The organism is Paenibacillus tundrae, from assembly GCF_030812775.1.
GTDB lineage: Bacteria > Bacillota > Bacilli > Paenibacillales > Paenibacillaceae > Paenibacillus > Paenibacillus tundrae_A.
In genome coordinates, this window is record NZ_JAUSTI010000004.1 from 286207 (window position 1) to 307726 (window position 21520).

At 46.9% G+C, this 21520-nt stretch carries 21 protein-coding genes and 1 pseudogene; 7 read left to right on the plus strand and 15 right to left on the minus strand.

All coding sequences use genetic code 11. The features are described from left to right. Positions 1-240: 240 nt before the first annotated feature. From J2T19_RS09540 to J2T19_RS09600, 13 genes and pseudogenes are all read right to left on the minus strand, one after another. On the minus strand, positions 241-690 hold the full coding sequence (locus J2T19_RS09540; RefSeq protein ID WP_056699357.1) for a threonine/serine exporter family protein: 450 nt from the start codon (positions 688-690) through the stop codon (positions 241-243). Between the two features lie 18 nt (positions 691-708). Further along, complete coding sequence (locus J2T19_RS09545) at positions 709-1476, minus strand: threonine/serine exporter family protein (RefSeq protein WP_307215335.1); 768 nt, start codon at positions 1474-1476, stop codon at positions 709-711. Between the two features lie 258 nt (positions 1477-1734). Further along, positions 1735-2040, minus strand: coding sequence for a hypothetical protein (locus J2T19_RS09550; protein ID WP_307215058.1), 306 nt, complete (start codon positions 2038-2040; stop codon positions 1735-1737). A gap of 205 nt (positions 2041-2245) precedes the next feature. Next, positions 2246-3565 (minus strand): DUF4179 domain-containing protein, encoded by a 1320-nt coding sequence (locus J2T19_RS09555; protein WP_307215059.1) that lies wholly within the window; start codon positions 3563-3565, stop codon positions 2246-2248. 1 nt (position 3566) lies between these two features. Further along, positions 3567-4076, minus strand: coding sequence for an RNA polymerase sigma factor (locus tag J2T19_RS09560; protein ID WP_307215061.1), 510 nt, complete (start codon positions 4074-4076; stop codon positions 3567-3569). Positions 4077-4285: 209 nt separating this feature from the next. Further along, positions 4286-4810: an ankyrin repeat domain-containing protein gene (locus tag J2T19_RS09565; RefSeq protein WP_307215064.1), complete on the minus strand. Its 525-nt coding sequence runs from the start codon at positions 4808-4810 to the stop codon at positions 4286-4288. Between the two features lie 122 nt (positions 4811-4932). Then, positions 4933-5757 (minus strand): AraC family transcriptional regulator, encoded by an 825-nt coding sequence (locus tag J2T19_RS09570; RefSeq protein WP_307215066.1) that lies wholly within the window; start codon positions 5755-5757, stop codon positions 4933-4935. 61 nt (positions 5758-5818) lie between these two features. Continuing rightward, positions 5819-6220 (minus strand): NUDIX domain-containing protein, encoded by a 402-nt coding sequence (locus J2T19_RS09575; protein ID WP_370874851.1) that lies wholly within the window; start codon positions 6218-6220, stop codon positions 5819-5821. 216 nt (positions 6221-6436) lie between these two features. Further along, positions 6437-6928 (minus strand): annotated as a pseudogene (locus J2T19_RS09580) (GNAT family N-acetyltransferase); the annotation flags it as partial. Positions 6929-7124: 196 nt separating this feature from the next. Beyond that, positions 7125-7532, minus strand: coding sequence for a flagellar basal body rod protein FlgB (gene flgB, locus J2T19_RS09585; RefSeq protein ID WP_307215068.1), 408 nt, complete (start codon positions 7530-7532; stop codon positions 7125-7127). 293 nt (positions 7533-7825) lie between these two features. Further along, the gene (gene speD / locus J2T19_RS09590; RefSeq protein ID WP_128100841.1) at positions 7826-8644 is read right to left on the minus strand and encodes an adenosylmethionine decarboxylase; all 819 of its coding nucleotides are present in this window, start codon (positions 8642-8644) and stop codon (positions 7826-7828) included. Positions 8645-9688: 1044 nt separating this feature from the next. Further along, positions 9689-10270, minus strand: a complete 582-nt coding sequence (locus J2T19_RS09595) for an SLOG family protein (protein WP_307215070.1) — start codon at positions 10268-10270, stop codon at positions 9689-9691. A 42-nt stretch (positions 10271-10312) separates the two neighbouring features. Further along, positions 10313-11461 carry an RluA family pseudouridine synthase gene (locus J2T19_RS09600; protein WP_307215072.1) on the minus strand — a complete coding sequence of 383 codons (1149 nt, stop codon included), beginning with the start codon at positions 11459-11461 and terminating at the stop codon, positions 10313-10315. A 207-nt stretch (positions 11462-11668) separates the two neighbouring features. Here J2T19_RS09600 and J2T19_RS09605 point away from each other — a divergent pair, with 207 nt between their 5' ends. Next, complete coding sequence (locus tag J2T19_RS09605) at positions 11669-12058, plus strand: hypothetical protein (RefSeq protein ID WP_307215074.1); 390 nt, start codon at positions 11669-11671, stop codon at positions 12056-12058. Between the two features lie 151 nt (positions 12059-12209). Here J2T19_RS09605 and J2T19_RS09610 read toward each other — a convergent pair whose 3' ends face one another. Continuing rightward, a complete protein-coding gene (locus tag J2T19_RS09610; protein ID WP_307215076.1) occupies positions 12210-12920 on the minus strand; it encodes a GT-D fold domain-containing glycosyltransferase in 711 nt (236 codons plus the stop codon). Positions 12921-13326: 406 nt separating this feature from the next. Between J2T19_RS09610 and J2T19_RS09615 the strand changes: the two genes are divergently transcribed. The 5 genes from J2T19_RS09615 (at position 13327) to J2T19_RS09635 (ending at position 18512) form a co-directional block, all read left to right on the plus strand. Continuing rightward, positions 13327-14016, plus strand: coding sequence for a glycosyltransferase (locus J2T19_RS09615; RefSeq protein ID WP_307215078.1), 690 nt, complete (start codon positions 13327-13329; stop codon positions 14014-14016). A gap of 18 nt (positions 14017-14034) precedes the next feature. Further along, the gene (locus tag J2T19_RS09620) at positions 14035-15024 is read left to right on the plus strand and encodes a polysaccharide biosynthesis protein (RefSeq protein WP_307215080.1); all 990 of its coding nucleotides are present in this window, start codon (positions 14035-14037) and stop codon (positions 15022-15024) included. A gap of 25 nt (positions 15025-15049) precedes the next feature. Continuing rightward, positions 15050-16459 (plus strand): nucleotide sugar dehydrogenase, encoded by a 1410-nt coding sequence (locus J2T19_RS09625; RefSeq protein ID WP_307215339.1) that lies wholly within the window; start codon positions 15050-15052, stop codon positions 16457-16459. Next, entirely contained in the window at positions 16446-17195 is a 750-nt protein-coding gene (locus J2T19_RS09630) for a class I SAM-dependent methyltransferase (protein WP_307215082.1), read from the plus strand. The genes J2T19_RS09625 and J2T19_RS09630 overlap by 14 nt, the downstream gene beginning before the upstream one ends. Before the next feature lie 228 nt (positions 17196-17423). Continuing rightward, a complete protein-coding gene (locus J2T19_RS09635) occupies positions 17424-18512 on the plus strand; it encodes a glycosyltransferase family 2 protein (protein WP_307215084.1) in 1089 nt (362 codons plus the stop codon). 183 nt (positions 18513-18695) lie between these two features. On the opposite strand, the gene J2T19_RS09640 is transcribed toward J2T19_RS09635, so the two are convergent. Next, positions 18696-19217, minus strand: a complete 522-nt coding sequence (locus J2T19_RS09640) for a hypothetical protein (protein ID WP_307215087.1) — start codon at positions 19215-19217, stop codon at positions 18696-18698. Positions 19218-19627: 410 nt separating this feature from the next. On the opposite strand from J2T19_RS09640, the gene recQ reads away from it, so the two are divergent. Beyond that, positions 19628-21508 carry a DNA helicase RecQ gene (gene recQ / locus J2T19_RS09645; RefSeq protein ID WP_307215088.1) on the plus strand — a complete coding sequence of 627 codons (1881 nt, stop codon included), beginning with the start codon at positions 19628-19630 and terminating at the stop codon, positions 21506-21508. Positions 21509-21520: the final 12 nt, after the last annotated feature.

Here is a 21520-nt window from a genome sequence, read left to right on the forward strand (position 1 = left end):
GTATTCGAGCAGAAAGTTACATCAGGAGCATAAGCTTCGCCTGTATCCCCGAAATTCATCTGTGTAGGCTTACAAGTGCATGTTCAGAAGTGAACTTGTTGAACGGCCTTTAAATCTAAACTATAGGGAAAACAGGCGACATTTACGCGATCAATGTATACGAAATGTTGCGTAGTCATGGTCTTGGTTTTTTAGTAACTAATCTAACCTAACTACGTTGTTGCTACAACGTTGGGGCAATTAGGTTTTGGATCGGAATAAATGCGGCGTACGTCGAATCATCTGATTCAGCACCTCGGACAATACCAGTCCAACGGCGATCGCGCCGGATAACATGAGTGCTTTGGCGGCGAGCTCTACAGCGGCATTATAATCGTTTTGCACAAAACTACGCATCGCATTGTAGGCCAGTCCACCTGGAACGAGAGGAATAATACCGGCTACGCTGAAAATAATGACAGGTGAACGGAACATCCGGGAGAATAACTGGCTGATCACACCAACTGCAATCGTGGCAGCAAGCGTAGCAGGAACTGCATCGGCTGCATACTCCAACACCACATAAATGATCCAACCAATCATACCGACAAAACCGCCGTGTAACAACATCCGCCGCGGGGCGTTGAAGATAATTCCGAACGCTGCTGAAGCAACAAAGCTGGTCAGGGCTTGCTCTATAAAATGAAGCATCATCTGCACTCCTTCGTCTTACATAAAAAGTGAAAATACAACGGCTATACCTGTGCCGATGGCAAACGCAGTTAGAAATGCCTCGGCTCCCTTAGATAGCCCAGACACGAGATGACCTGCCATCAAATCCCGCACAGCATTGGTAATAAGCAGTCCAGGTACGAGCGGCATAACAGAACCGATAATGATTTTGTCCAGCTCGTGGCCTAATCCAAGATAGACCAGCAGAAATGCGAGTAGGCCGATCACAAATGAAGCTGTTAGCTCGGCAAAGAATTTGACCAGCACCAGTCGATGGAAGGCGATCACTGCTGCATAACCGGTGCCGCCACAGATTAGTGCCGGGATAAAGTCACCCCAGCCTCCACCAAACATAATCGTAAAACAGCCACTTGACAATGCAGCAGCCGTAAGCTGCACAGCAAAGGAGTAGGAGGAAGGCTGTCCTTCGATTTGTTGTAACAACCCGTAGGCATCAATGGCAGATAACTCACCTTGTCCAATTCGCCTTGATATGGCATTCACCTCGGATACCTTGTGCAGATCCGTTGTTCGCTCGGAGATGCGAATGAGTTTGGCCGGTTCGGTTGCATCCACTGAGAAAAAAATGCCTGTAGGCACAACATAGCTATGCGAATGGGGTAATCCAAGCGCTGCAGCCATACGTTTCATCGTGTCTTCTACACGGTAGGTTTCCCCGCCGCTCTGCAGCATAATTTTTCCTGCGAGCAGACATGTAGCAATCACACGCGATTGTTCTGAAGTTGTCGTACTATTTCCCGTCATTTCCGTCTCAGGCTGAGGGATGGGGGGAGGGTCATGCGGTATGTATTCCAACCGGATCATACTCCGTTTCTTATAAGATAGGGCTTAAGCCGACACCATTGTATCATATTTCACACGAGAGGACGGAAACATACTGCACGAATGGGTGAACACCTATATAAGTCACACGAATTAACACGATAAACCTAATGGAAAGGCTCCGCTTCATAACCCATAGGGTCGAAACGGAGCCATGTTAAACTTGAATATGAATTCAAACTACATCAACAACGTAATGACCAGCAACTCATACAGCACTAATGGCAAAATCGTTGGTCCAAACAAAGCCCGTGGCTCAGGATAGCCATGCATCGGCGTAACTTGAAGATATAATATCCCCCGGTCTGCGCTAATGATAACACCTTCCCATACCTGACCATCAATATTCTGAACTTGGACTTTTTTGCCGATATGTTGCCGAGCTGTATGATGAATCATATTCCGCACGCTATGTACGGATTGAAGCATAGGTGTATTCGCCTGATAGATGACGCGTGTCAACGGTGTGGATGTAGACTCAGACATGATGCACAACCCTTCCTTTAAATAAACTTCTTACTTCAAGGTATGCATCTGCCTATAAAAGGTGACTACACCAGCATGACTACACCAGCATTATTCCATAAATACGCCAACGGAGAGGTCAAGATGGGTGCTCCCATCTTCACATATCATCAATGCAATGACTTCCGATGAAGTAACTAAGTTTCTAGATTCAGTATCAATGAACCTATGGATTCACCGGAATATCAACCGAGAACGGTGATGGGCTTAGTACCGGGTAGGAGAATAACTCCATATCCAAAGCGCCTTGGGCAGAAGCACCATTTTTGATCGTGACAGACGCTTCAGCAATGGAAGGACTCCATCCCAACTGGCTGACCTCGAATGATTTTCCCTTACGATCCTTAATATTCGTAAATGACAAACCTGAGTTGGCATTCTCCGCATCTGTAATATTGAAGTGCAATATCATATCTTTACCTTTAATTTCTTTCTTAAGGAATTTCAAATTCTCTGGACCGCCCTCGATCTCACCCGATTCTGAATCAATCTGAAGATGCAGTTTATCTTTGTCCACGGCTCTAATCCCAGACGCATGTAGGGTCAGTTTTTTTGGAGTAGAGAAATACATACTCTCGAAGAAAACCGACATACCATTCTCGGGAAGCGATGCCTCATTCGTTGTCCAGATTCTACCTTGCTCATCCACGAGCTGTAGATCATCAATGCCAAAGATTTTTTGGGTATTTTTCGGATCGTAGGTCATGTCCAGTACAAGTCGAGTGGGATATAACGTCGCTTGGTTTACATAAATTTGTTGACCATCTACCACTAAGGTTTGGTTAACAGGAATGACTCTTTTCATACCTTTCGTTAAGCTCTGATCGACGGGAAATGTAATTCTCCACTCATTCGCGTCGGTTTCTTTTTGCTCTTTAAACACAACGGTTAAATCTTGTGGAGGGGATGATTCAGTAAAGGATACATTGATCATATTCTCATAGATATCCTCGTCTGATGTTGGATTAGGGTATGAATAACTAAATCCAACGGGAAGATCCTCACCATTTTTGTCTAATAATTTGATGTCGTACATCAGATTTTTGGGATTTTGGATGCCTTTCATTGTGTAGAAAATAACCATGCGTGACTCATCTGTAATTACGCCCTCGATCGTCACAGAAGTACCATCATGCTCGTCAGTTATACCCACCTTCTGTAATAAGGATTGATCGATTGCCATCATCAGCCCTTTGTCCTGACGAATAAGACTCACAATTCCATCCATACCGGGCAATTGCTCTACGAAGGAAGCAAAAGCTGGTGAGACGCGGATACATCCGGTAAAAATAAGAATGATTGCTGCCGCTGACACGGAGCTCATCATCCAGCGCAACCGGGATTTACGCTGGCTTGTAGCCTTTCGGATACCAGCCTGCACAGCCTGCTGCGTATCGGGTTCAGGTATAGTCATGGCATCGTATTCTAATCTACGACGATGAAGTCGTTGTTCGAGGCCTTCAACAGGTTTCATTTCATCAGACATGTTATGTATCTCCTTTCGTTCCTAGTTGATCACGGAGCTGCCCGAGTGCTCGATGCAGTCGTGATTTTACGGTTCCGGTCGGAATTTCGAGTATCTCAGCAACTTCTGTTAAGGAGAATCCTTCAAAATAACTCAGGATAATAATCTGTTTGCAATCTCGATCCAATGAAGATACAGCAGCAGCCAAGTCAGGGTCTTCGGGTTGATCCCAGCTACTGGATTCCTGAATATCGGTGATTTGGCTGAACCGACTTTTGCGTTTACGTTCATCGGCACAATAATTGAGGAGAATGCGAATGAACCAGGTGCCGAAGTAGGACGGTTCTTTTAACTTTTTGAGTTTGCGAAAGGCTCTATAAGTGGATTCCTGTATCGCTTCCAGTGCATCGGACTCGTTATGCAGATACGCATAGGCGATGCGATATAGTCGGTTCTGGTGCATCTCCATTAAGGCTGCAAAAGCTTCGGCATCCCCTTGTTGTGCGGCAACAGTAAGCTCAGCAGGGGTCACATGGCTCCTCCTTTCGTGGATGTGTTGCGTATTAGACGGCGTAGCTCGCCAAACGGTTCTTGAATTTTCCAAAGAAAGTTATAAAAATTTCGTTTCGTTGATACATTTGTTTATTTTCATCACTCAAAAAATAACCGCTAGACTCCATAATACAGCCTAGGAGCCTAGCGGTTAGCGGTGAAACTGGGTTTAGCTTACGGGAGAATAAGTTATGACGTTGCTCCAAGGGCATCTCTCAGACATTTAGCTGTTGAATGATTGCCTTTGTCCAGTGCAATATCCAGCGCGGTCTGTCCTTCATCGGAGAGGGCTGATGGATCAGCTCCATGCTGTAGGAGAAGCTGAATCAGTTCAGCTTGATCGGTATGGAATGCAGCAGAGTGAAGAGCACTTTGACCGTCACTATCATGTATGTTTGTTGCTGCACCGTGTTCTAATAATAAACGGACAACCTCCACCGACCGTTCCCCTGCAAGTGCGGCATGCAGGGCAGTATTGGACGGGATAAATGAGATTTTTGAATGAGAAACAGTGTTAACATCGGCTCCCTGTGCTAGAAGAATACGCACCGCTTCGGCTTGCCCATAATGCGCGGCGTACCCAAGCGGGGTGAGACCATCACTGTTTTCCTTATTGGTGAGATCAGGCCGAGAGGTAAGTAATGTCTTTATTTTGACAATATCCCCGTTCTGACTGGCTTTAAATAATTCGTTAATCTGTTCTTCATGTTTCAAGTGGCAGACCTCCATCGTTATGTTTGGTATCAGGTAACTTGAATTGTTGTATCTCAAGTGAACTGTAAGTTATTGAGATAATTCGATTATAAACAGTCTAAAATCGATTGGCTTCTTCATTATCACCTTTTTGAATGTAGCTTGGAGGGAGAGACATGGAATCTGCGAGTAAACAACGAGCTGAACGATCCAAGGCTTTCGAATCCCACTTCATAACATATATCTGTAATGGACTTATCTGTACCCAGTAGAATCTGTTTAGCTGCCTGAAGTCGAAGTTCGGTCAGATAACGATGGGGTGAGGTGTGAAATAGCTTTTTGTAATTCCGCAAAAAATGGTTAACTGACAAATGTGCAATTGCTGCAGTCTCTGCAAGTGTTATCGGTTGGTAAAAATAGGCGGACATATATTCATGTCCAAGGTACACGCGTCGGTATATTTCCTCTCTGGTTGAACGTTTTACATAACCTAGCTCGTCCATCTCTAGCTTAACGTCTCGGTGTACGCCCAGCATATGAACGGCAAGTCGATGTAATAATTCATCTTTCTCCCAGGAATCAACAGCATCTTGATTAACTAAATGGCGAAAATGATCTAAGAAGGCACCAAGCTGGTTGCCCATTGGATAAGTTCGTTCGATCCATTCAATTGCACCAAGGGGAGAAGACTTACAGGGCTCTTCTAGCAAGTAGAGATCGCTACCCTGCAGACTTCGATGAATATCCTCTACAAAACCATGTGGGAAGAAGATACAGAAGGATTCTACTGGCACAGATGAATCGATGTGCAAGCTGTATTCTTGACCCTCATTCAGAAGCAGGTAGTTGCTCTCATCAACGGCAAAATGCCCACGTCCAGCCTCGTAAAGACAGCGCCCGTTACGAAATGTTTTGAGAGACAATAATCCAGAACCCTTCCAGTCGAACTGAGGGCGTGCCTCATGCAAAATGTGGGGTGTGGTTGAAGTTGGAGATGTACGATTCTCTGGTATAATTGCAGACCTCCAATCATTCTCCGAAATACATTTTCTTCACAGCATCAAGACCAGGAACAGCGAAGCAAGCGAGTGGAGATGGTAGATCATCCAGCGGGAACCATCCGATCTCACCGATGGCTCCGCCTTCTTCAAGATTCCGAGCGATACCCCCAATAATCCGTGTGGAGTAGAGAAGAGAAATCCAATGCTCCTGCTGGTCAGGCTGAATCGTCTCTGCTGTACAGAGCAATCGGTCGATGGTGATATCTAGATTGACTTCTTCCTTGATCTCCCGAATAACTGCTGTTTCAGCAGACTCGTAAGGGTCGATTTTACCTCCGGGTATGCTCCAGGTGAATTGCTCTGGTTCACGGTTGCGCCAGACCAGTAGTACTTCTCTGCGATCGTTAACAATGACCGCGCCTACGCCAATGCGAGGTTGAACAGTGGTGTTCTCACTCGTCGTGGGCAGGGGCTCAGATGCATCACCAGAAGTAGAAGCAGAGACTGCGGCAGCGCGTTGAAATGGTTTTATGTTAACAGACGTTTCGTTTGAGACATTCGCACGAGTAGATTGAAAAGATAGAGGCAGTTCGGTCTGCTTCGACCATTCCTCCGCAAGGATACTCATAGAAATGAGGTCATAGTGCCTCCCATCTCGTAAGACGGCTGAGCGCTGACGTCCTTCTACCTGAAACCCAGCTTTTAGGTACGCCTGCATCGCAGTCTCGTTATATTCAATCACTTCCAGTGCAATTCGGTTCAAATTCAATTCATGAAATCCATAGCGCATAATCAGGGCAAGCGCATCACTACCGTAGCCTTTACCACGATCCTTTTCATCCCCAATAGCAATGGCCAGACGCGCGGAGCGGTTATTCCATTCGATCCGGTAGAGAGCGGTGAAGCCGATATATCGATTGTCCTCTAGTGTACGTAAGGAAAACTCAAATCCATTATCTCTGCGGACAGAAGACGAACCTGTTTCATCCGGCGTTAGCGGCACTGCAATGTCCGTATCTAGATTACGTAGATATCCATAATCGTCCGTAAAACGGGATAATCGCATACAATCTTCCGGGCAGGGTGCTGCAAGTCGAACCTTGGAGCCTTGAAAATGATTGAAATGAAGTGGAGCCATGTTGCACCTCTTTTATCGATATGAAATCGTTCATTAGATATCATTATACTACGAATGAGCCCAGATCCGAAAAAGGGATATCTGATTCACAGAATTCAATCTAATACTGCGTTCATGTTGCGATGATGTGCTTGTTTGCGGTTATGTATTTACAATATCAATAAAAAAAGCAGCCTACAGGCTGCAGAGTCATGCATTATTTAAGATCATTTAGAAGATTCTTTATCTTTTTGTAGTGTCCACTTACTCGATCGACCATGTAATTGTACATCAACTGATTCTCCGCAAGGTTCGACATTTCCTTGTCAATGTCAACGTTATTGCCGTTGTTGTTCATCGTTGTGTTGTTGTTCTCTACAATGCGGTAGGGCACGACTGGGCCAGGAGTACTCACTGGAAAATGTTTCGGATGAGTCCGGTGTAAATTCAAATGATCTGTGTTACCTTGCTCAACGATGCGTCTAAGCTCTTCTTGGAACTCTACGGACTTCTTCTTATAATTCGGTGTGTCCGCATTGGCAATGTTGTGAGCAGTTACATTATGCCGGGCGGTGAATACTTGTAACAGCGATTCGTTACGCTTGGAAGTGTTCGTTTCGATCACGGCTCATTCTCCTTCACTGCAAAGTAATACCGTTACTCCTATAATAAGAAAATATGTTGCATCATGTCAACAAATGACGAAAAGACAAGCGTATGCCGAAGGCTTTCACGAAGTGAAGAACCTTACTGGCATTATTGCTTGTCTGTAGATACTACTTTTAACATGGATTAACTAGTTACATAGAATGTTACCGCAACGTTGCTGGGATGTTGTATTTTCGCACCGTGTGCAGTCCCAACACGCAGGCATTGTCTCGCCTTATGACAAAGGTGTCAGTCACCTTCTAAGGTCAGTCATGGAGTAGGACGGTTAATGTTTTTGCCGTAATAGATCTCGTCCATCTCCAGCTTCAGCCACTCTGTAATTTCATGTTGTTCTGCCTTGCTTAGCTTATCCTTGGTGTACCCAAAGAGATAATTATCCAGATCGAACTCCCTCAGCTTACACTTGGTATGAAAAATATTCTCCTGATAGACGTTCACATCAATCATATCAAAGCTGCTCTTGATCTCATCCGGAATGTAGTTCTGGATAGAACCAATCTCATGGTCGATGAACAGCTTACGTCCACTTGTATCACGTGTAAATCCACGCACACGGTAATCCATCGTCATAATGTCCGTATCGAAGGAATGAATGAGGTAGTTCAGCGCTTTGAGGGGCGAGATTTCCCCGCAAGTGGACACGTCTATATCGGCACGGAACGTACTAATTCCTTCGCTTGGATGAAATTCCGGGTACGTATGCACCGTAATATGGCTTTTATCCAGCTGCATCACAACGTTATCGGGCAACGGTCCTGGGGATTCGTCGAAGGACTCCTCTGGAATTTCAACAATTGGCCCCTCGGATACGAGCATCGTTACGCTAGCGCCTTGTGGGACGTAATCCTGCTGTGCCACATTCAGGACGTGCGCACCAATAATGTCAGATACATTTCTGAGAATTTTACTTAATCGTGCCGCATTATATTGTTCATCAATATATTCAATATAAGCCTCACGTTCATCTTTGGTTTTGGTGTAACAGATATCGTACATGTTAAAGCTCAGCGATTTGGTCAGGTTGTTGAATCCGTGCAGTTGAATGCGCTGCTCGGGAGTTAATGTCATGGCTGCAGTTCCCCTTTATCCATACGACATAGTAATCGCAGTTTTAATACTACTTATACCCATATTGGTGCCAAAAAAAACATGAGTAAGTCATACGAGGCTTTTACAGCCTGGCCTGACTAAGACAGATACCTTAGTAATCCAGTTCGTTGCTTCGCATGATCTCATCCACTTTTTTTTACATTCATCCTTCTCTTTGGTAATATTAACCTTTTAATTAAACGTGACTCTTGATGGATGAGGTGAACTATGATGAAAAGGAGGGCTATGCCACATGGAATTCAGATTTGGTGACGTTTTTATTGTTCTCCCACCAATATACATTTCGATTATCTTGATCATTATTATTTTTTTGTTAGTAAGGTGGAGCAGACAATTAGAAACAAGACGTTTCACCATTTTCTTTTACTTTTTGATCAGTACGTCTACTATAATAATTTATTCTCATGCTACAACCAATGGTCTCTTTCAGTTAAAGCTACCCATTGGATTTTTATTGATTTTATTATATCTGTCTAACAAACAAAATTACCATCCATCTAAAATGAAAGCGAGTCTATTAGGGCTCTGCGTAGCGCTATATAAGCTAATTCTTGAATATTTCGGATAGATAGATGAATAAGGATATTTAGGAGTTGAAGGGAATGTCCATTTGGAAAAAGCAAATGATAATCTATATGGAATTCATAGGATTTTTGGTTATTGGCTTCATTGTTACAGAAAATGTTTTGAGATACATTTATGAGCGTTTCAATATTCCTTTTATGGGGAACGTATGGGTTAACTGGTTTGGGGTCTCCTATTTTTTATTTTTCCTTTACACACTCATTTGTGCGCTATGTATAAAAAAGAATGCTAATTTCTTCAGGAGACGCTTCAAATCTTTGATTTTCTGGGTGTTTCTAATGGGCTCTTTGTATGTTATTTTTGTTCCATTTGTTAAAGGAGAGAATCCGTTTTGAATAAAATGGTAAAAACAGGGCTATCCCCAGTCATTTTGATGACTTATGGGATAGCCCTTTTCTATATCAATACTGAAATGGTTCAGAAGGAAGTATCTTCGTAATGCTGTACATCATTCATTCGTTCATCCTCTGCGATGGATTGAATATCCTCCGACGTTACGCTGATGATGGTATAGTCTTCATTCTGCTGTTTCTTAATCGCCTTTTCCTTCACAAAACGTGGACTGCCTTCGCCGGCATCCTCATCGTACACAAGCAATAGGCCGTCGCTTTTGCGTAGCAGAAGATCGTCCCTCGCTGTGAACTGCCATGGGCCAACATACGGTTGCCGACTAATAGCAGCATAGTAATCAACCCCTTGCAGAATGGAGCGATAATACTCTTGCTTATCTTCTTTCCATTGTTCCTCTGGGTTCTGAAAGGCAGTAATGATCGACAATTTCAGATCGGGGAATGTCTCCTTCAGCTCCAGCACAACTTCACAGGCCCAGAGATCCACGCCATATTGCCCTGGAGTTAGCACCCATTCCAGTCCGTCCTCTACAAGCGGTGTGAGGCGAGAGGCGATGGCTTTTTTGATATAAGGAATACCTTCATGCTTCTGTCCAAAAATCTGCAGTTCATATGCCCGATAACCGGTAATCAGCAAGTTTTTCAGCATCGGTTGCTCCTTTCAACGCGACTCCGTACCCAAGAGCTTCAGTTACTCCGCGGTTGCGTTATCTGCACGGAAAGGATACAGGAATTGCTTCGGAATATCGGTCTCGAATGTCATTAGCTTATCGGTTGTTGGGTGGATAAACGAGAGCACACGTGCATGGAGTCCAAGGCGTCCGAGGTCTCTCGTGCGTGCACCGTACTTTTTGTCCCCTGCAATTGGATGGCCGAGGTCTTCCATGTGCACACGTATCTGATTTTTGCGTCCTGTTTCCAATCGAACCTCAAGCAGAGAAAACTCACGGTTGGATTTGAGACGTTTGTAGTGCGTTATCGCGTGCTGTCCATCATTCGCACGTGGACTTGAGTACATTTTCAGTGTTTTGGTTTCCTTCAGCCAGGAGGAGATCGTACCTTCCTCTTTGCTCACAGCACCTTCAACGAGAGCAACATAGACGCGATCCTGTACATTGTCTTTCCAGTTGTTTTGCAGCTTCTGTTGTACCTCTTCACTTTTGGCAAACATCATCACACCAGATGTATCCCGGTCCAGACGATGTACGACAAATATCCGATTGTTTGGATTCGTACGGCGTACATGCTCCATCAACTGGCGGTAGGCTGTAAGGTCGTTGCTACGGTCAGCGGCGATCGATAATAGCCCAGCTTCCTTACGAATGACAATGATGTCATTATCCTCATGCAAAATGTTTACTCCGGTCATGGAAGGGGCAGCTACGGCGCCTTCTTTGCTAATGGATACGGTCTGACCCGGCGTGAGCGCCAGGTTGAACTTCGTCACGACCTTCTCATCTACGGATACCTGACCACGACCTAGAATGGACTTCACGGCATTACGACCATCCTTCAGATGCTTCAGCAGGAACGGTAACAATTCTTCTGGCTCTGTCACTGGGTACTGGCGAGGTGGCTCTTGTTTACGATAATAGGAATTGCCAGAGCGTTTAGACGCACCTGATGATTTGGCTTTGCCAGATCTTGCTTGGTTGCCTGTTGTTGAAGACTTGGCAGCTAGTGGCTTGTTCGTGTCCGCTGTATTACGAGATGTGGATGCAGAGGATCTGGATGATTCGGCAGATGGAGCACCTGATCTCTTAGAACGTCCCGTAGAGGAGCGGTTTGATGACTTTCCTTTGGATGATGAATGGCCTGTGGAACGTTTACGTGTATTCATAAATAATAATCTCCTTCTGAACAGCCTGTACCGCTTGCGTGCATACGATCCGTTCATTTCGTTATGCAGTTCAATATACCATTAACCGGGTGTAAATAAAAATAGGTGTATAGAAACTGTTATTTATCCAATCGAACGAGAGTTGAGATTCATAGAATAGGATATCTCATTGCATTGGAGGTGTTACTCTTGGGTGTATTTCTCGATATGAGAACCTCAATGAACTCAGGAAGCGTAGGATCGCCTAACACATCTTTATCCTTATCACCAGAAGTGTTCGGGTCAATTGGGCTGCAGACCTTAGGTGTTGCGAATCCCATTATCACCCTGAATGGCACGGTTGGTGTGACAGGAGAGCAAGGAGATACCTTCGTTGTTGAGTTGGTACGTGGTACAGTATATGATCCGTTCTTTGTCATCTATCGTGCCGAAGGTACGGTGGGACAGACGGGCGGCGCTGAATTTCATTCCTTTACCGCACAGGATTTGGCTGCACCACCCGCACTGGAAAGTGTGTACACTTCATTTATATCCGGGGTGTCTACCGTGGCAAGAACAGGACCAGAGATGTTCTATGGCATTGCAGCTACTAACTAGCTTATCAGCAGTAGTAAAAGGTTAAAGTCAAAAATCCCGGCTCCAGTATCGAAGGAGTCGGGGATTTTTTTTTGACCATATTTCAACCGTATTGTTGATGTAGCAAGAGCATGAACATAGCCAGCTGTAATTCAAGAAGCAAAGAGCAAACTCAGTTAGCACGGCCTTTCAGAATGATATTGCCTGCTTTGCCAAAATCAATAGCAACTTTGCCCGCTAGGGCGGCTGTGCGCTCAGCGAGAACAACGGCATTAACGCCACAGGAGAAGAGAGCGACATCGAACGTATGCTGGTTCGTGACGATCCATTGTAGCGTTTCATCGGTCTGACCACAGTTATCAAAAGGAAGTGCTGCTGCAATCTGAAGAGAATACGGCTCTTGAAGGAGTCGGTCGCGCAGCGCATCAATCTCGCGAGTCACGAGCAGTACCCGTTTACCAGCAAGCATAGACCAGAACCGTGGCATCTGCACGAGCTCCCGATTGACGCAAGCATGGCAGGTGAGTGCCGGAGCGATACCATAGTGAGCAAATACCATATCCGTGAGCGGGCGTTTGAGATAATCCGGTGCTTTGATCGTCATATCGCCTGGGGGCAGCACACCAACAATATTAGCTCGTTGTATTGAAGCAGCCACGTGATCTCTGAGCTGAAGGTCGGGGAGACGAAGTCCCTTTTGTCCTAAATTGGCTTTGATCGCCCAGCGCTCTTGAAGCACCTGCTCCACAGTCCAAACCGTTTCCTGAGACATGACAATATTCTCGCCATCGCCTACGCGAACGAGAGAAAATGGACGCTGCTCTACAAGTGCTGCTTCGAGCTGATCAAGTACACCATCTGTCTCCAGATAAATAGCATTCATCGTAGATTTAAACCTCCTTCGTATTCTATTGACCTATTCTATGTAATGGCTGCGCTAACGTTTTGTACGTTCGACCTGTAAGAGGCTGTTGCTTAAGTCCACTTTTGATGAGGTGATTACCTTCATCCCGTCTTCTCGCTACTGAAAACCGCCCTTATTGAACACGCATTATCAGGCGAATCTGCGGTGTATATCAATCTATTTTGTGAAAAGTAGTTCAAGTGTACTGACCGATTCTACTTCTGTTTCATACGTTGTAGGGATGGCAGATAAGAGAATTACGCTATGAAAGTTGGGTGGAATGCAATAACGCATTATATGAATTTCTGCCAGGCATAGGTTGCGAAACTATGAAAATGGTTCAAAGGCAACCAGTAGAAAGACTGTTTACATGAGGAGGGATGTTATGTCTAGGAAAGTTGTTATTGAGATTAACTTCAACAATTATGGCATGGATCCGCAGCGGTTAACGAGAGAATGGCTAGAGCGACGGATGAACATCTTTCGTACCTTTACGTTGCATTGCCTCAAGGCACAGACGAATCAAGATTTTCTTACCGTTGTGAAGCTGTCGAAGGAATCCGGAGAGTTGATGCAAGAAATACTTGCGGAACAAGAGCCGTTACCTTCTAATATTCGCTTTGGAACCAATATTGAGAGTGTGCGTGCCATTCTAGCTTTTGCACAAGGGGCAGAGCACATCTATATTGCACGTCTAGATTCGGATGACCTGTACCACCGCACCTTTGTTCAACAGTTATACGATATACAACCACAGCCGGAAACGATGGCATTGATCAATCAGAACGGCTACCTGTGGGATAGTGTCAATCATGAGATGGCACCCGCATTCCATCGTTCTCCGCAGTTCTATGTCTACCTGTACCGGACGGAGGAGTACGCTTCAGGCTATCGGGTGAAGTTGCCAGGCCGCGGAACGCACGGAAATGTAATTGATCTACCGCATGAACTGCTCGTACCCCGCAATTATGTCAATATCGTGCATAGCAGCAACACATCGGTCAAAAAGGTACCACCGAAAGATCGGTTAAGCCGAGAAGAGATGGCTCAGGTATTACGTGAATTCATGATCTAATAAAGGAGGCATTCTTGCATGATAAAAGGACAAATCATTTTGATCACTGGAGGAACAGGCTCCTGGGGACAGAAGCTGACCGAGGTGCTGCTGGAACAAAATCCGGCTGAGATTCGTATCATGTCGCGTAATGAGTATGCTCAGATTGCGATGCAACGTGATTTTGGTCATGATGCAAGGCTGCGCTTTGTTATCGGAGATATTCGGGATTATGGCGCAGTGGAGGAAGCGTGCCGAAATGTGGATGTTCTCTTTCATTTGGCCGCACTGAAGCATGTACCCGTATGTGAAGACCAGCCGGATGAAGCTTTCAAAACCAATGTCATTGGCACACAAAATATCATTAAAGCAGCCATTCGCATGAAGATTCCTAAGGTGATTGATGTCTCCACGGATAAGGCGGTTGATCCAATCAACGTATATGGTATGACCAAGGCGCTCGGTGAGAAGATGATGATCCGTGCGAATGGACTAAGTGAGCATACTCGATTTGTCTGCATCCGCGGTGGCAATGTGCTAGGAACAAGCGGCAGTGTCGTTCCATTATTCCGTCGTCAGATTGATGAGGGTAAGGTGCTTACGATCACGGACAAAGGCATGACTCGCTTTTTCCTGACACGGACGGAAGCGATACATTTGCTGCTTAAGGCGGCTGAGGCGGCGGTAGGCGGCGAGACATTTGTGATGAAAATGAAAGCCTGCAAGATGACCGACCTGGCCTCGGTCATGTTAGAGAAGGCGGGTCGCCCATCCTTTGACTACCAGGTTACAGGCATTCGCCCTGGCGAGAAACTACATGAAGTGCTCATCTCACCCTTCGAATCACCGCGTACCTATAAGTATGATGAGCAATATTATGTCATATTACCGCAGGAACCGGACAAGCGCCTGCAAGATCAGTATAGTAGCCTGCCTCGTGTCACACTTTCCGAATACCGCTCAGACACTGCCATGATGAACAAACAAGCGATAGCTCAGTTTTTGCGTGCAGGCGGCTTTATCAATTAATAGAAGGGAGGCGGAGCGTTTGGAGATGGAAGGATTGCAAGACAGCATACACAACCGCTCCCTTCTTGCTGCTGTCATTGGGCTGGGTTATGTCGGGCTTCCGATGGCAGTGGAGATGGCGCAGGCTGGTTACCGAGTACATGGCATTGATATTGATACACTCAAGGTTGCGAGACTTCGAGCGGGGGATTCCTATGTCATCGGCATTGAGGATCAAGTGGTGCAGTCATTAACCGCAAAAGGATTATTCACGGCAACAACGGATTATACGGCAGTCGCTAAGGCAGATATCGTTGTGATCTGTGTACCAACACCACTAACGCCAGGTCATCAACCGGATATTTCATATATCGCCGCAGCAGTCGAAGGCATAACCCCTCACCTGAAGCAGGGAAGCCTCATCATCTTGGAGAGTACCACGTACCCGGGTACGACGGAGGAGCATGTGAAGCAACCGATTGAAGCAGCCACAGGCTGGACAGTGGGCAAACAGTTCCATGTCTGCTATTCTCCTGAGCGGGTCGATCCAGGCAGTGTGAATTATGGGGTGAAAAATACACCGAAGATCATCGGAGGTGCTACAGCCTCCTGTTTAGCCTATGGAACAGCGTTCTACGGCTCATTCTTGAATGAAATTGTGCCGGTGAGTTCTACCACCGTAGCTGAGACCGCCAAGCTGTTCGAGAATACGTTTCGCAGCGTGAACATTGCCCTTGTGAATGAGCTTACACCTGCATGTGAGCAGATGGGCGTGAACATCTGGGAGGTGTTGGACGCTGCCGCGACAAAGCCGTTTGGATATATGCCCTTTTACCCCGGGCCGGGGATTGGTGGGCACTGTATTCCGATTGATCCAATCTATCTGTCATGGGCGGCAGAGCGACAGGGGTCGGAGCTGCAATTCATCAAACTAGCTGATGCAACGAATCGGGAGATGCCGGAGCGCGTGGTGGCGCGAGCAGTGGAACTCTTGATGCAGAGTGGAATTTTCGTAAAGGATGCACGGATTGTGCTGGCGGGTATGGCGTACAAAAAAGATATCGATGACTTGCGTGAATCTCCCGCACTGGATGTCTTCAGACTGCTGAGCGCAGCGGGAGCAGAGGTCGTCTTCACCGATCCGATGGTGCCTGTCTTCCGCAAGGACGACGGCACGATTATCCAAGCTCAGCCAGCCTCACCGGAGCTATGGGCATGGGCAGATCTTGTGATCATCACAACGGATCATAGCGCATTTGATTATCAAGAGATGGCGGATCATGCGAAACGAATCTTCGACACTCGTAATGCTACCCAAAGTGTCCATGGGGGCAACATTGTGGTGCTTGGGCATCCAGCCTATGCACCGATCCCTACTGAAACAGATATAGAAATAGAGAAGATGTCTACTAGAAATTCTCCCGAACAAGTAGGAGACAGCGATGGCGAATCATGACCGGGTGAATGAACGATATTATGGCGAGATTAATTCGGAAGAATCTCATGAAGCAACGAGGACACGAATTCACTGGATGTGCCGGGAAGCGACAGGCGAGCGAATGCTGGACATCGGATGCAGTCAGGGGATTACCTCGATTCTGCTGGCGCGTGAAGGCTTTCGGATAACCGGCATTGATCTAGAGGAAGAGAGCATCCGGTTTGCGAAGGAAGAACTGGCGAAGGAATCGAAGCCTGTGCGAAGTAAAGTGGATTTCCGGCTGATGGACATTACGCAGTGGAAGGAAAGGGCTGTCTTCGACACGATATTGCTCGGTGAAGTGCTGGAACATTTTGCCCATCCTGAGAAGTTATTAATACAGATCCATCGATTATTACATGAAAAGGGGACGCTGGTTGTGACAGTTCCCTATGGATATCATCCGTTTCATGATCATAAACAGACCTTCTATGCAGGCAAGCTTGCGATGTGTCTGCTGCCGTATTTTGAAGTGGTGAAGCTGGAGGTTCATCATAAGTATCTATGCTGCGCTGCACGTAGACGCTGGGAAGTCAATCCATACATCTCCCCTACGCCAAGTGAAATGAAGACATGGATGGAACTGGACTATGCCCATTTTGCCGAAATTGAACGGAGCCACCTACGACTGATGAATCAACGGAAGAAGGCACTCGACAATGCTGTTGAACAGGTAAAGCGTCTGCGCAAACAAGAAACGGAGCGAGATCAGTGAGCTAAGACGTACACGACAAGTGCGATGCAGAATAAGATATATCAAGATTAGCTATCCAAGAGTTAATAAAGATGATGTGAATCGGAAGGTTATGTTGAAAAACAGGGCGAGTCTCCGTCTTAGCAAGTCGGAATATGAAAGTTATCATGAACGTTGAATAAGATGCTTCATCGCAATAATGTGTAGGGGCAAGGAAGGGGTTAATCCGTGATCACTATCAGTCTATGTATGATCGTGAAGAACGAAGAACGCACGTTGGCACGTTGTCTCGATTCGGTGAGTGGAATCGTGGATGAGATCATCATTGTCGATACAGGCTCATCTGACCGAACAATGGATGTGGCTGCGCAGTATACCGACCAAGTCTACACATATGAATGGCAGGATGATTTTGCTGCTGCTCGTAATTACTCATTCGAGCAGGCCACGCAGGAGTACATCCTCTGGCTAGATGCAGATGATGTGCTGTTGCCGGGCGATCAGGCAAAGCTTCGGGCGTTGAAAGAACAGCTTCCGTCAGATGGTGAGACGGAAGCTGTGGTCTTGAACTACACGCTGGCCGAGGGGGCGGAGGCAAGTCCGTTAGTGACGGACCGCCGGAACCGCCTGGTCAAGCGCAGTGCAGGGTGCCGCTGGCATGGCCGGCTGCACGAGCAGCTGAGCTTTCCGCGGAGCGGAGTTATGACGGCAGACATTGCCGTCACGCACCGCCGCGAAGCGAGCAATCATTCGGCGCGTAACGTGCGCATCCTGCGCAAATGGATCGCCGAAGAGGGCGTAGCCCAGGGTCGCCTGCTGTTCTATTATGCAGGCGAATGTTATGACCGCAAGCGCTACGGGGCAGCGGTACAAGGCTACGAGAAGCTGCTGCAGGAGCCGCAGGGTTATCGTGAGGATCGACTAATTGCCTGCGCGCGGCTCGCTGAATGTTATGAACGGCTGGGCAAGCCGAGTTATAAGCTTCGTGCCTTATTGCAGTCGTTCCAGTTTGACCTGCCTCATGCAGACTTCTGCTGCGCGATTGCTTCTTGCTTTCAAGAACGTCAAGAGCACATGACCGCAATCTATTGGTATATGCAGGCCCTTGATGTAGGCACCCGTGACCCGGGGTTCCGCCCCGTACCTGCGGCATGTCGAACCTGGCTTCCTCATGCCAGGCTCTCCTTGTCCTATGCTCAATTGGGACATTGGGAACAGGCGCTTAAGCATAATATTCAGGCGCTGGCATATGTGCCGACTGATCCCGGTTTGCTCAGCAATCGAGAGAGGCTGGAAACGATGGTGCGTCAGACGACATCTGCACGTCGCCAGGATTGACAGTGGGCAGAGGGAAGGAACGTAGAGCGAGAGTAGAGAAAGAGCAGAAAAAGAGCCGACAGTGGAGAAAGAAACAAGCACAGACCCGTGATTAATGAGTAAGCTACGTGCTGGAATGTCTGCTCTAATCATTTGATTTTGTTGTGCTGCAAAAGGAAAAAAATTATTTAAGCATCACTGCTACTACTGCTTCTCAGGAGAGAGACAACGCACGTATTCACCTTTCATACGCAGGCTCTTACATGCAAAGTTCCATCCATCATAGATGTCTTCATCAATATTCAGCGTTACGCTGTCATCATTATATTCGTTCCGGTTTTCAATCCGGAGCGTTTTTTCATTTTCCCATTCAAGGTGGTTGGCTCCGCGAAATTCAGCACGATAGATGGTTTTCACAAAACTAGCGTCAGCACCAGCAGATCCGCTTCCGGTTGATCGAACATCGACCCACATGGTTACTCCTCCTGCCCCCGCACCACCATAAGGAACACCATAGATTTCGGCTACATACTCTCCGTTCCGTGAAGGCATTGAATAGCCAAGGTGTCCTTGTTCAGAACGATCGAATGTCGAGAAGTATGGACGAAGCAGGATGTAAGCAATGAGAATCAGTAATAAGAACAGAAATGCAGTCAGAATGGGATGTCTACGTATCCAGGGTTTACGTATATTTGTCATGGGAGTGCCAGACGCATCTTGAGTCATGGGTCAAGTCTCCTTTGTAAGAGATCATATCGTTTGCAAGTTTTAGCTATGAGTTCAGTTCACACTAAAAACTTGTAATAATGATAGCATAGAGAATGATTTAATGTTTACAAATAAGTTAAAATTATCCTAATTTGAGGGTGGAACGATTCAAGTTAATAGGTATCTAAAACCTTAGATTGATCTAGTCAGAGATAGGTGGAACTGAGAAGATTCGTTTGACATGAAAACGCGGTTGCTCATTCGGGTCTGTCCCGTTAAACTAAAGGGAGCGGCGTTTTGCTTGACGGACAAGTCATGAGAACGCCATTTTGTTGTCAAGGATACGGCAATGGTGCCGTGTTCGGATGTCAGAATCGGATCGGACCAAGCTGGTGGAAGAACACCGGTGACAAGTAAGGAGTCTTTACATGAGTGTGCAAGCACCTACTTTAGAAGAAGCGCAGGGTCTCCTGCAAAAATATTATGGTTACCCCGACTTCCGCGAGGGTCAGAAAAAAATCGTATCTAGCCTGCTCGAATATGAGGATACGCTGGGCATTATGCCGACCGGGGGCGGTAAATCGATCTGTTACCAGATTCCCGCTCTGTTATATCCGGGGCTGACGCTGGTCGTTTCCCCGCTCATCTCACTGATGAAGGATCAGGTCGATGCGCTGACGACTGCCGGCATTGCCGCCGCTTATATCAACAGTACCTTAAGCGGCAAAGAAGTGAATGATCGTGTCCGCGCAGCGCAGCGCGGCGATCTGAAGTTGCTCTACGTCGCGCCGGAGCGACTGGAGCTGGATTGGTTCCGCGATGAGATGGCGCAGTTGCCCATCTCGTGCGTGGCCGTGGATGAGGCGCACTGTGTGTCACAGTGGGGTCATGATTTTCGGACAAGCTACCTGGCGGTAGCGCCGTTTGTAGACAGTTTGCCGGAGCGGCCGGTGGTTGCGGCCTTTACGGCGACGGCAACGCCCGAGGTCATGGGCGATATTCTGCGGCTGCTGCGTTTGCAGGATCCGCAGACATACGTGACCGGACTTGGGCGGGATAATCTGGCGTTCAGCGTGCTGCGCGGTGAGAGCAAGAAGGATTTTGTGCTGAACTACGCTCGGGAGCATGAGAGTGAGCCAGGTATTATATATGCCGCGACCCGTAAGGACGTGGACGATCTGCATCAACGTTTATTGCATGCAGGCTTGCCCGCAGGACGTTATCATGCAGGTATGACCGACGATGAGCGTGCTCAGAGTCAGGAGCAGTTTTTGTACGATGATATCCGCGTGATGGTAGCAACGAATGCCTTCGGGATGGGGATCGATAAGTCTAACGTACGTTACGTACTGCATTACAGCATGCCGAAAAATATGGAGGCATATGTGCAGGAAGCGGGTCGTGCCGGACGGGACGGTGAGCCGAGTCAGTGTATTTTATTATTCGGTGCGCAGGATATTATCACCCAGAAGTTCCTGATCGAACAAAATCCGATGGAGGGCGACCGGAAGCAAAACGATTATCGGAAGCTGCAACAGATGGTGGATTACTGTTATACAACACGCTGTCTGCGCAGTGCGCAGTTGGACTACTTCGGTGAGGTGCATGAGGACAAACCTTGCGGCATCTGCAGTTCCTGTACGGATGATCGCGAGTTAGTAGATATGACGATTGATGCACAGAAAATATTCAGTTGCATCCATCGGATGCGTGAACGGTACGGTGTATCTTTGGTCGCTTCGGTGCTTAAGGGATCTCGTGCCAAAAAGGTGCTGGATTACGGCTTCGATTCCCTGCCAACATATGGTGTGATGGGGAATCGCACGGAGCGTGAAATTGCAGAGATCATCAACGTGATGGTATCGGAAGGTTATCTGATGCTGTCCGAGGGGCAGTATCCGGTAGTACGTTTGCAGCCTTTGGCGGTGGAAGTGCTCAAAGGTCAACGTGAAGTCATGCAGCGGGTGGTGCGCAAGACGGCTGCAACAGCTTCGGGTACCAACTATGGTGGACGTCGTGGTCGTGATGCGATGCCGTCTGCGGTTAACGAAACGGTATTTGAGCAACTACGCTTAATCCGGCGTGACTTGGCGGCGAAGGAACATGTGCCGTCCTACATCATCTTCAATGATGCAACACTGCGCGAGATGAGTGTGGTATGTCCGAAGACAGAACGTGACATGCTGACAATTAAAGGGGTCGGTGAGGTCAAGTATCGCAAGTACGGATTACCATTCTTGGAATTTTTCCAGAAGCAGTCTGGCGAAGAGGTTGATACGGATGATGATGCCTTTTACGAGTATGAGTAAGTTGCTGGATTG